Genomic DNA, 9,375 nt, shown 5'->3' with positions numbered 1-9,375 from the left:
CCTACGCAGCTCCTACGCAGCTCGTACCCAGCTCCTACGCAGCGGCTACAGGCCTGTCCACTCCTGGACAAATAGCCCGATATCTTCCTGCGGCGCCGTGCGCGCTTCTTTCTGCGGGGTACCGAGGTAGAGGAAACCAATCACTTCTTCGCCCTCTTCAAGCCCCAGCCCCCTGGCCACATGCGGCGAGTAAGCCAGTTCGCCCGTGCGCCAAACTCCGCCGATTCCCAGGGCATAAGCCGCCAGGAGGATGCCATGGGCGGCGCAGCCGGCCGCCAGCAGTTGCTCGGATTTCGGGATCTTGAAATGGTCCTGCAACCGGGCGATCACCACCACGACCAGAGGCGCGCGCAGCGGGCCGTTAAGCGCCTTTTCCACCACGGCTTCGGCCACCAGCGGGTCGTTGAACCGTGCCGCTTCGGCCAGCAGTTCACCCATGCGATGGCGCGCCTGCCCTTCAACTGTCAGGAAACGCCATGGCCGCAACTGACCATGGTCGGGCGCCCGCATCGCGGCGGCGAACATGACCTCGCGCTGTTCGGGCGTGGGCGCCGGGTCCACCAGGCGCGGGACGGAAACACGGTTGAGCAAAGCGTCGAGAGCCTGCATCGGCCACCTCCTGGAAAAATTGTTTGGCTATTCTAGAGGCTTGTGCGGCCAGTTCGTTAGTTCAAATTCAGTTACAAGCGACACCGGGCGCCGGTTTACATGCCACCTGTCGCAGGTAGAATGGCGCCCTTTCCTCTTCAGCCCGAGCGGACTTCATGGCGTTGCCGACCCTGCGGATCATTGGTTTCATCATCGGCATCTTCCTGATCACCCTGGCGATCTTCATGGTCGTGCCGATGGCGACGCTGCTGGTCTTCGAACGCACCAGCGACCTGCCCTCGTTCCTCTGGTCGAGCATGATCACCTTTGTCGCCGGCCTGGCCCTGATCCTTCCCGGACGTCCGGAACACGTGCACCTGCGTCCCCGGGACATGTACCTGCTGACCGTCAGCAGTTGGCTGGTGGTGTGTGTCTTTGCCGCGCTGCCCTTCTTGCTGACCCAACACATCAGTTACACGGATTCCTTCTTCGAAAGCATGTCGGGGATCACCGCCACCGGGGCGACGGTGTTGAGCGGCCTGGACACGATGTCGCCGGGCATCCTGATGTGGCGCTCGTTGCTGCACTGGCTCGGCGGTATCGGCTTTATCGGCATGGCCGTGGCGATCCTGCCGCTGTTGCGCATCGGTGGCATGCGGCTGTTCCAGACTGAATCGTCCGACCGCTCGGAAAAGGTCATGCCGCGCTCGCACATGGTGGCGCGGCTGATCGTGGCGTCCTACGTGGGCATCACCATTCTCGGCACGCTGGCGCTCTGGTGGGCGGGGATGAGCCTGTTCGATGCGATCAACCACTCGATGTCGGCGATTTCCACTGGCGGCTTTTCCACCTCGGACCTGTCCCTGGCCAAATGGACCCAGCCAGCGGTGCATTGGGTCGCGATCGTCATCATGATCCTCGGCAGCCTGCCGTTCGCCTTGTACGTTTCGATGCTGCGAGGCAATCGGCGGGCGCTGATCAAGGACCAACAAGTACAGGGGCTGATCGGCGTGCTACTGATCACCTGGCTGGTGCTTGGCACCTGGTATTGGGCGACCACCGACCTGCATTGGCTCGACGCGCTGCGACACGTGGCGCTGAACGTGACCTCCATCGTCACCACCACCGGTTTCGCCCTGGGGGACTACAGCCTGTGGGGCAATTTCTCGCTGATGCTGTTCTTCTACCTGGGGTTCGTCGGCGGCTGCTCCGGCTCGACCGCCGGCGGGATCAAGATTTTCCGTTTCCAGGTTGCCTATATCCTGCTCCGGGCCAACCTTAATCAGCTAATTCACCCGCGTGCGGTGATCAAGCAGAAGTACAACGGCCATCGCCTCGATGAAGAAATCGTGCGCTCGATCCTGACCTTTTCGTTCTTCTTCGCCATCACCATCTGCGTGATCGCACTGCTGCTGTCCCTGTTGGGCGTGGAGTGGATGACGGCGTTGACCGGCGCGGCGAGCACTGTGTCTGGCGTCGGCCCGGGGCTCGGCGAAACCATCGGCCCGGCCGGCAACTTTGCCCCGCTGCCGGACGCGGCCAAATGGATTCTCTCGGCTGGCATGCTGCTGGGCCGATTGGAGATCATTACGGTGTTCGTGCTGTGTATTCCGGCGTTCTGGCGTCACTGACCGGCTTGGCCACGCCTCGCGTGCGATAGTCGCCGGGTGTGGTACCGAACCAACGGCGGAAGGCTCGGAAAAAGTTGCTCGGGTCGGCAAACCCCAACAGATATGCAATTTCCAGCAGGGTCATGCTCGGCTGCGCCAGGTATTGCTCGGCCAGCTCGCGTCGGGTGTCGTCCAGCAAACTCTGGAAACTGGTGCCCTCTTCCTGCAAGCGCCGCTGCAAGGTGCGTTGCGACAGGTGCAGTGTCTGCGCCACCACGTCGCGCTTGGGCTCGCCCTGGGGCAGCAGCCGACACAGCACTTGTCGCGCCTGGTGAGTCACGCGACTGCCGGAGAACCGCGCCAGGTACTCCCCCGCAAACCGGTCATGGAGCAGCGCCATGGCCTCGTTGGCCGTGGGCAGCGGCGCCTCCATGTCGTCCTGCTGGAAAATCAGCGCGTCGCAAGGAGCATCGAACACCAACGGCGCGCCAAAGGCCTGCTGATAAGGTGCAACGTCATCGGGCTCGGCGCCCTGGAACAGCACTTTCACTGGACGCAGGGGGCGTCCGGTCAGCCAGTTGCACAGGGCCAGCGCGCAAGCCAGGGACGCTTCGGCGCTTTGCCGGGTCGGTGGCAGGTGATCGCCATGCACCGTCAGGATCAACCCATAGCCTTCTTCCAGATGACGGAAGCTCAAGTCAGCGCTTTCGGCAATGATCCGCTGATAGCGCACCAGCCGCTGGAACCCTTCGACCAGCGTGCGGCTGGACATCAACGCGTAACCGACCACATGGAACGATGCCGGGCGCACCACCTTGCCCATGTTCAAGCCGATGGCCGGGTTGCCCGATATCTCCACCGCCAATTGCCAGAGCCGCGTCATCGAGTCCTGGGGAAAACGCGCGTCGGGGTCGTCCAGCGCCTCGAAATCCAGGCCCAGTCGCTTGAACAGCGCCCGACAGTCCAGGCCGTCCATTTCCAACGCCTTGACAATCCCCATCGCCCAGCTTGAAGAAGTGGTTCGTTCGCTCATGACGTTTACTTGCATGACGAGCCGCAGGGTACGGCTGGATTTGCGAAGGATACTAAAGTGGCGCTGATTGTCACTGGCCGTTACAAATCAGCACTCTAGACTTGTTAACAAGCTGGAAAACATCGGTAGCCAAAACAATAGCCACAGAGAGCGCAGTCGTGGAAAACGCTAGACGATTCAACACCTTCGCCGAGTTCTACCCGTACTACCTCAGCGAACACGGCAACAGCACCTGCCGACGCTTGCACTTCATCGGCACCTCCCTGGTCATTCTGGTTTTCGCCATGGCCCTGGTCGTCGGCGCCTGGTGGCTGTGGATCGCCTTGCCAGTGGCCGGCTATGGTTTCGCCTGGGTCGGGCATTTTTTCTTCGAGAAAAACCGTCCTGCCACTTTCCAACATCCGTTCTACAGCCTGCTCGGTGACTTCGTCATGTACCGAGACATGCTGCTGGGCAAGGTGGCGTTCTAGGAGGATAGCCGGTGGATGCTCATGCGCGCTTCACCCACATGCAGGACGGAACCCAGGAGGACTGGGCGATCATCGCCGCTGATTTCAGCGCCTATGCGCGGCAATTGCCCGGGCGAGTCCTGGCCCATCTGAAATTGCTCGACGGCGATTTTGGCGGTTTTCCGGTCGATCGCCTGACCCACTCCCTGCAAACCGCCACCCGTGCCTACCGTGACGGGCGGGACGAGGAGTACGTGGTCTGCGCCCTGCTCCACGACATCGGTGACACGCTGGGCACCTACAACCACCCGGACATCGCCGCGGCGATCCTCAAGCCGTTCGTCAGCGCCGAAAACCTGTGGATGGTGGAACAGCACGGGATCTTCCAGGGCTACTACTTTTTCCATCACCTGGGCATGGATCGGCACTTGCGCGAGCAGTTCCTGGAACATCCGCAGTACCAGGCGACCATTGATTTCTGCGCAAAATACGATGCTACGGCGTTCGATCCGGCGTACGACACGCTGCCGCTGAGTTTCTTCGAGCCGATGCTGGAAAGGGTGTTCGCCGCGCCAAAGCAATCAATCTACAAGGCGGCGATGGCAGAAACGCCGGCCCTGTAGGAGCGTAGGAGCTGCCGAGTGCAACGAGGCTGCGATCTTTTCCCTGACGCTTGAGTCTCAAGCGAAAGATCAAAAGATCAAAAGATCGCAGCCTCGTTGCACTCGGCAGCTCCTACAGCAGCTCTTACGGCAGCTTCTACGGGGGCTCCTACGGGGGCTCACGCAGGTTCGGCGACTTTGAGTGCTTTCAATTGCGCCTCCCGCGCCTGGGCGTCCGCCAGGCGATACAACTCGATCGTTCCGTCCCAGTGCTCGATCAGCGCGGTGCAGGATTCGACCCAGTCGCCGCAGTTGAGGTATTCCACCTCGCCGACCTGACGGATCTCGGCATGGTGGATGTGCCCACACACCACGCCGTGCAATTCACGCTTTACACATTCATGGGCGATGGCTTCTTCAAAATCGCTGATGAAACTGACGGCGGTCTTGACCTTGTGCTTGAGGTACGCCGACAGCGACCAGTAACCGTAGCCGTAACGGGCCCGCCAGTGATTGAGCCAGCGGTTGAGTGTCAGCGTGAATTCGTAGGCCGAATCCCCGAGGAACGCTAGCCAACGGTGATAACGGGTAATCACATCGAATTGGTCGCCATGGATCACCAGCAGATGCCGACCGTCGGCAGTCACGTGCACCGCCTCGTCCACCAATTGGATATTACCGAGGATCAGCTTCGAATAACGCCGCAGGAATTCGTCATGGTTGCCGGTGACATAGATCACCTCGGTGCCACGCTTGCTCATGGTCAGCAAGCGACGAATGACGTTGGTATGGGCCTGGGGCCAATACATACCGCCACGCAGCTTCCAGCCATCAATGATATCGCCCACCAGGTAGATCTTGTCGGCGTGGTAGCCCTTGAGGAAGTGCGACAGGTGCTCGGCCTGGCAGTCCCGGGTGCCCAGGTGCACATCGGAAATCCACAGGGTGCGTACACGCTGCTTGCGGCTGGGTCTGGCGAGCTCGGCGCTGGTCATTGGGCAACCCTCTGATCGTTTTCACCACAGTGCACCCCAGCGGTTAATGACCCATGACAGCAATAAGTCGATTGCATGACAGCACGACGCGCCACGCCCTCAGTGTAGACTGACCGCCAGCCACGGGAGACTGCGATGAGACCGATCCTCACGCTACGCCACTACAGCCACGATTTGATCGTCCACAGCCACGACCACGCGCAACTGGTGTTTGGCTTGTCCGGCGCGCTGGATTTCGAAGTCGAAGGGCGTGGCAGCCAGGTGGTGCAGCAGAGTTTCGTGGTCGTGCCGGCGGGCGCCCATCATGCGTGCGGCAGTCCCCAGGGCAGCCGTTGCCTGGTGCTGGACGTGCCGGACGATGAGTGGGTCGGGCAATGCTTGGGCGACCATGCCGACGCGAGCCGCCGATTGCTCGATAGCAATACTCGCCTGCCCCTGGACGCGGGGCAAAGCCAGTTGGTCAGTTGGCTGGCGGGCAGCCCGGTGGACGACCCGGTGATCGCCCAGCAAGGCGCAGTGCTGTTGCTCGCCAGCCTCAACGGCGGGCGCCAGGAAACCACCGGTGGCCGGCGCCTGCCCTACGCCGCACTCGACGCTCACATCGATCAATATGCCGCCTATCCGTTGCAAGTGGCGGACCTGGCGCAAGTCGCCGGGCTTTCAAGCGCGCGCCTGCATGCCCGTTTCGTCGCCGAATGCGGGCAGACGCCGATGGAATACATCCGCAGCCGCCGCTTGCACAAGGCCGTGGCGTTGCTGCGGGATTCGCACCTGCCGATCGGCGAAATCGCCCAACGGGTTGGCTACAGTTCGCAAAGCGCCTTTGCGGCCGCCGTGTTGCGCGAATTCGGCGTCTCGCCGGGCAAGCTTCGGCAGCCACGCGAGTCTCGCGCTAAAAATCGCTAGGATCGCGACAGACAAGAACGGCTGGCGACGGGCTTAATACCCGGACGTCCAACCGTTCACCAAGGATTGCAATGACACCCCGTACCGCCCTCGGCGCCCTGCACATCGGCGCACTCATGTTCGGCCTGACCGGCGTCTTTGGCAAACTCGCCGCGGCCTCGCCCGCCGTGATCGTGTTTGGCCGCGCGGTATTCGCCGTGCTGGCCCTGGCGGCGTTTGCCCGATTCGTCAGCCCTACCCGCTGGCAAAAGCTTCGGGGCCAGGACCTGCGCCGGTTGTTGCTGGGCGGTCTATTGCTGACCGGGCACTGGGTGAGTTTCTTCATTTCAGTGAAAGTTGCCGGCGTCGCGATCGCCACGTTGGGATTCGCCAGTTTCCCGGCCTTCACCGTGCTGCTCGAAGGGCTGGTTTTCCGCGAGCGAATCCGCGCCAACGAAATCCTCCTGGTGGTCCTGGTGAGCATCGGCCTGGTGCTCGTGACGCCGGACTTCGACCTGGCCAGCGGCGCCACCACAGGCCTGCTCTGGGCGGTGGCCTCGGGGCTGTTGTTCTCACTGTTATCGCTGACCAATCGCGCCGGCTCCGCCCATGTGCCGCCGGTGCAGGCCGCGCTGTGCCAGAACGTCGTGGTCGGCCTCTGCCTGTTGCCGATGGCTGCACCGCAACTGAGCGACGTTCGCCCCCTCGACTGGTTGTGGATCGGCCTGCTGGGCGTGTTCTGCACCGGCCTGGCCCACAGCCTGTTCGTCGCCAGCCTGGCGGTGATAAAGGCCCGCACCGCCGCCGTGGTGTTCGCCATGGAGCCGGTTTATGGCATCACCATCGCCTGGCTGCTGTTCGATGAAAACCCGACACTGCGCATGTTGCTCGGTGGCGTGCTGATCATCGTTGCGATCGTGGTGTCGAGCCAACTGGACGGCACGAAGAAATCCAGCGCCGGCGCCCAGGCGCCGTCTCACTGATCCCGTTCATTGAATTCTGTCGTTGTGCCCCAGGTCGCGCGCCGGGTCGATCTGGTCGCGGACCCGCTGCTTGAGCACCTTGGCCTCGGGGAATCCGCCGTCGGCCTTGCGCTCCCAGATCTGCGTGCCATCGCAGCCAATATGAAAAACCCCACCGGTGCCCGGCACCAAGGACACCTTGCCGAGGTCGTCGCCGAATGTGCTGAGCAGTTCCTGGGCCAGCCAGGCGGCCCGCAGCAGCCATTGGCACTGGGTGCAGTAAGTGATGATGATTTCCGGTTTGTGTGCGCTCATTGCGGCTGAACTCCTGGTTCCAAAGGCGTCGTTATACTACTCGCCTTTGATCGCCCGCTCCGAGATCGACCATGCGCCGCCTGCTGCCTTGCCTGCTTCTTCTGCTATTGCCCTTGCTCGGCCATGCCAACGAGCCCTCCGTCGAAACACCACGCCCGAAGATCGGCCTGGTACTGTCCGGTGGCGCAGCCCGTGGCCTGGCCCACATCGGCGTGCTCAAGGCCCTGGAAGAACAAGGCATCAAGATCGATGCCATTGCCGGCACCAGCATGGGTGCAGTCATCGGCGGGCTCTATGCCTCGGGCTACAAGATCGATGAACTGGAAAAGCTCGCCCTGGGCATCGATTGGCAGCAAGCCCTGTCCGATGCCCCGCCGCGCAAGGACGTGCCCTTTCGGCGCAAGCAGGACGACCGCGATTTCCTGGTCAAACAGAAACTCAGCTTCCGCGACGACGGCAGCCTTGGCCTGCCGCTGGGGGTGATCCAGGGCCAGAACCTCGCCCTGCTTCTGGAAAGCCTGCTGGCCCACGCCAGTGACACACGGGATTTCGACAAATTGCCGATCCCCTTCCGGGCCGTGGCAACCGACATCGCCACCGGCGAGAAAGTCGTGTTTCGCAAAGGCCATCTTCCCAAGGTCATCCGCGCCAGCATGTCGATCCCCGCCGTATTCGCCCCGGTGGAACTGGACGGTCGCCTGCTGGTGGATGGCGGCATGGCCGACAACATCCCCTTGGACGTGGCTCGGGAAATGGGCGTGGACGTGGCCATCGTGGTCGACATCGGCACACCGCTGCGCACCCGAAAGCAATTGGTCACCGTGGTGGATGTGCTGAACCAGTCGACGACGCTGATGACCCGGCGCAACTCCGAAGAGCAGTTGGCCACGCTGGGGAAAGAAGACGTGTTGATCCAACCGGCCCTGGCAAGCTTCGGTTCCACCGACTTCGGCCGGGCGCAGGACATAGTCGACGCCGGTTACCGCGCCACACGGATACTCAAAGCGCGCCTGGCGCACTTGCGGCCCGCCGAACCGACCGACGCCGAGCTGATGGCGGCGCGTACACCCAGCGAGCGCACCCCGATCATCACCGCGATCCGAGTGGAAAACGATTCTAAGGTCGGCGACGATGTGATCCGCTATTACATTCGCCAGCAAATCGGCGAACCGCTGGACCTGGGGCGCCTGCAGACCGACATGGGCACGCTGTACGGCCTGGATTACTTCGAGCAGGTGCAATACCGCGTGGTGCACAAGGGCGTGGACAACACACTGGTGATCAACGCCCGGGGCAGACGCACCGGCACCGATTACTTGCGCGTGGGACTGAGCCTGTCGGACGACATGCGCGGTGACAGCGCTTTCAACCTCGGCGCCAGTTACCGGGTCAACGGCATCAATCGCCTGGGCGCCGAATGGCTGACCCGGGCGCAGATCGGCGACAAACAGGAGCTGTACAGCGAGTTCTATCAGCCGCTGGACGTCGGCTCACGCTACTTCATCGCGCCTTACGGGCAGTTCGAATCGCGCAACGTCGAGTCGATTCTCGATAACGATCCGGTGGCCCAATATCGGGTCGAGCGCTATGGCTTCGGTCTGAACCTGGGTCGCCAGATCGGCAACAGCGGAGAGATCCGCTTCGGGGTTGGCCAGGCCTGGGGCAAGGCGGACGTACGTATTGGCGATCACGACCAGCCCAGCGAAAACTTCAACGAAGGCTTCTACGAGCTCAAGTATTCGTTCGACTCCCTGGACAGCGTCTACTTCCCCCATGAAGGTGAAGACATCGGCCTGTCATGGCGCCAATACGAACCTGGCCTGGGGTCCGATCAACGTTATCGCCAGTGGGAGTTCAAGCTCGACAAGGCCCTGAGCAGCGGCCCGGACACCTTCATCCTGGGCGGGCGCTACGGGCGGACCCTGGACACCGCCGA

10 protein-coding genes are annotated in these 9,375 nt (G+C 62.3%); 6 read left to right on the top strand and 4 right to left on the bottom strand.

What is annotated here, in order from left to right:
• Window positions 1-45 precede the first annotated feature (45 nt).
• The gene (locus tag OC610_RS14725) at window positions 46-609 is read right to left on the bottom strand and encodes an NAD(P)H nitroreductase (protein WP_264428652.1); all 564 of its coding nucleotides are present in this window, start codon (window positions 607-609) and stop codon (window positions 46-48) included.
• A gap of 155 nt (window positions 610-764) precedes the next feature.
• Here OC610_RS14725 and OC610_RS14720 point away from each other — a divergent pair, with 155 nt between their 5' ends.
• Window positions 765-2,219 carry a TrkH family potassium uptake protein gene (locus OC610_RS14720; protein ID WP_249873774.1) on the top strand — a complete coding sequence of 485 codons (1,455 nt, stop codon included), beginning with the start codon at window positions 765-767 and terminating at the stop codon, window positions 2,217-2,219.
• Here OC610_RS14720 and OC610_RS14715 read toward each other — a convergent pair.
• Entirely contained in the window at window positions 2,176-3,231 is a 1,056-nt protein-coding gene (locus OC610_RS14715; RefSeq protein ID WP_264428651.1) for an AraC family transcriptional regulator, read from the bottom strand. The two genes, OC610_RS14720 and OC610_RS14715, sit on opposite strands and share 44 nt — an antisense overlap.
• A gap of 158 nt (window positions 3,232-3,389) precedes the next feature.
• Here OC610_RS14715 and OC610_RS14710 point away from each other — a divergent pair, with 158 nt between their 5' ends.
• Window positions 3,390-3,701 (top strand): DUF962 domain-containing protein, encoded by a 312-nt coding sequence (locus tag OC610_RS14710; protein WP_264428650.1) that lies wholly within the window; start codon window positions 3,390-3,392, stop codon window positions 3,699-3,701.
• Window positions 3,702-3,712: 11 nt separating this feature from the next.
• The gene (locus OC610_RS14705; protein ID WP_264428649.1) at window positions 3,713-4,303 is read left to right on the top strand and encodes an HD domain-containing protein; all 591 of its coding nucleotides are present in this window, start codon (window positions 3,713-3,715) and stop codon (window positions 4,301-4,303) included.
• Window positions 4,304-4,461: 158 nt separating this feature from the next.
• Here the strand turns inward: OC610_RS14705 and OC610_RS14700 are convergent, their stop codons facing one another.
• Complete coding sequence (locus OC610_RS14700) at window positions 4,462-5,277, bottom strand: UDP-2,3-diacylglucosamine diphosphatase (RefSeq protein WP_264428648.1); 816 nt, start codon at window positions 5,275-5,277, stop codon at window positions 4,462-4,464.
• 135 nt (window positions 5,278-5,412) lie between these two features.
• On the opposite strand from OC610_RS14700, the gene OC610_RS14695 reads away from it, so the two are divergent.
• Entirely contained in the window at window positions 5,413-6,183 is a 771-nt protein-coding gene (locus tag OC610_RS14695; RefSeq protein ID WP_264428647.1) for a helix-turn-helix transcriptional regulator, read from the top strand.
• A gap of 71 nt (window positions 6,184-6,254) precedes the next feature.
• The gene (locus OC610_RS14690) at window positions 6,255-7,145 is read left to right on the top strand and encodes a DMT family transporter (protein ID WP_264428646.1); all 891 of its coding nucleotides are present in this window, start codon (window positions 6,255-6,257) and stop codon (window positions 7,143-7,145) included.
• Between the two features lie 6 nt (window positions 7,146-7,151).
• Here the strand turns inward: OC610_RS14690 and OC610_RS14685 are convergent, their stop codons facing one another.
• Window positions 7,152-7,439, bottom strand: a complete 288-nt coding sequence (locus OC610_RS14685) for a SelT/SelW/SelH family protein (RefSeq protein ID WP_030141128.1) — start codon at window positions 7,437-7,439, stop codon at window positions 7,152-7,154.
• Between the two features lie 71 nt (window positions 7,440-7,510).
• Here OC610_RS14685 and OC610_RS14680 point away from each other — a divergent pair.
• A partial coding sequence (locus OC610_RS14680) for a patatin-like phospholipase family protein (RefSeq protein ID WP_264428645.1) occupies window positions 7,511-9,375 on the top strand: 1,865 nt, incomplete at its 3' end.

The sequence above is a fragment of the Pseudomonas agronomica genome (assembly GCF_025917275.1).
GTDB lineage: Bacteria > Pseudomonadota > Gammaproteobacteria > Pseudomonadales > Pseudomonadaceae > Aquipseudomonas > Aquipseudomonas agronomica.
This window is presented reverse-complemented; position numbering and strand designations above follow the sequence as displayed.